A 1,321-nucleotide genomic window follows, 5' to 3' on the forward strand; every position below is an offset into this window, starting at 1 on the left:
GATTTTATTCCTAGCCTGATTAAATACTACATTCATGCTTTTTATGAGAACTCGATTGCGCCCAAGGATTTACTACCTTTGCTTAAGAGTGATTTGGCAAAAGGTCGAGCGAATAAAAGAATATCACTAAAAGGGCGTTACGTGGCTGAAGAGATAGAGGTGCTTAAAGCTAGGGCTCAGATAGAAACCACAACGGAACTCTTAAAAAGTATTGTATTAAAGATTCACGAAGAAATACTCGTTAAGCAAAAGGCGAGTCGAATCAAAGAGCTTGAACGCTTAGTCGCTGCGGTGGCTTAGTATTAACGACCGATAACGGAATGAATTGAAAATTTTAAGGAAGAAAATATGGGTATATTAGTCGCATTTCTCACCTATCTTGTCGTTGGTTTGCTAGCAATTATATTAGCGCCCGTTCTTTATGCTTGGGTGACCAAGAAGGTAATCGTTTTTGAAAACGCCATATTCAAAGAGTATGCCTACTTCTGGGTGCTCTTGATTCTGCTTGGAGTGGTTTTCCAGGTGCTTTATGTTGCAACGACCCAAGTCATTTACGGCATGGAGCAGCCTATAGGCCTCTACGTGGAAAACTATTCAAATTTGAGTGCACTGATTGGCTTTGCGACAGAGGTGTTGCTTGCTAAATGGATTTTTAGGGAAAGCTATTGGAAGGCTTTTAAGGCATCAATTGTGTACACCATTCTTCTGGTTTTATCTCTTATGATTTTATTTTTTGTTGGGATTTGGGTTGGGCTTAGTGCTTTTGTTGGAGGCTAGTTCTGTCGGCTTGGGTAGGAGGTCTGGTAAATGTTAAGAGTATTACTTAAATGGCTTAAGAAAATAACGATCTTATCAATCGCACCAATTGGTATTTATGGAACTTTGGAGTTGTCTCGCTATTACAGCACAGATGTTCAGTATTTACCTGATGACAGCTTCTTTACTGAGTTTGAGGATATCAAGGTTGATCAATTCGGATGGAGTGCACGGTCAGGACACGGAGGCATCTACTGGGTAAGTGACAATGAAATAGTCACCATGGCAGAGATTGAAAACGAAAAAGCTTTATACCTTGTGAATGTTACGGATGGCTCTTATACGAAATTGGTAGATACCCAAAGTCAAAAGAGGAAGCTCCGTCGATATTGCTTTTCCAATGACACTCTATTTGTCTCTTCATGGCCTTCTTCAGAGCCGCTAGAGTTCGAATATCAACCTAGAAATTTTAAGATTGTTTCTCGGCGAGGTTCTGAACTGAATGGACGATTACGTTCAGCCGTTAGGTGTGGATACTACTCGAGGCCAGGTAAATCTAAACAGC

2 protein-coding genes and 1 pseudogene are annotated in these 1,321 nt (G+C 40.6%); all 3 read left to right on the forward strand.

The features are described from left to right. Positions 1 to 300, forward strand: a pseudogene (locus A3757_RS26035) (hypothetical protein); the annotation flags it as partial. Between the two features lie 48 nt (positions 301 to 348). Next, the gene (locus tag A3757_RS00900; protein WP_068508133.1) at positions 349 to 777 is read left to right on the forward strand and encodes a hypothetical protein; all 429 of its coding nucleotides are present in this window, start codon (positions 349 to 351) and stop codon (positions 775 to 777) included. 30 nt (positions 778 to 807) lie between these two features. Continuing rightward, on the forward strand, positions 808 to 1,321 hold a 514-nt coding region (locus A3757_RS00905; RefSeq protein WP_156506072.1), incomplete at its 3' end, for a hypothetical protein.

The organism is Oleiphilus sp. HI0117, from assembly GCF_001635235.1.

Coding starts and splice junctions, on each gene's coding strand:
- A3757_RS00900 (WP_068508133.1), top strand. CDS start 349: ATGGGTATATTAGTCGCATTTCTCACCTATCTTGTCGTTGGTTTGCTA.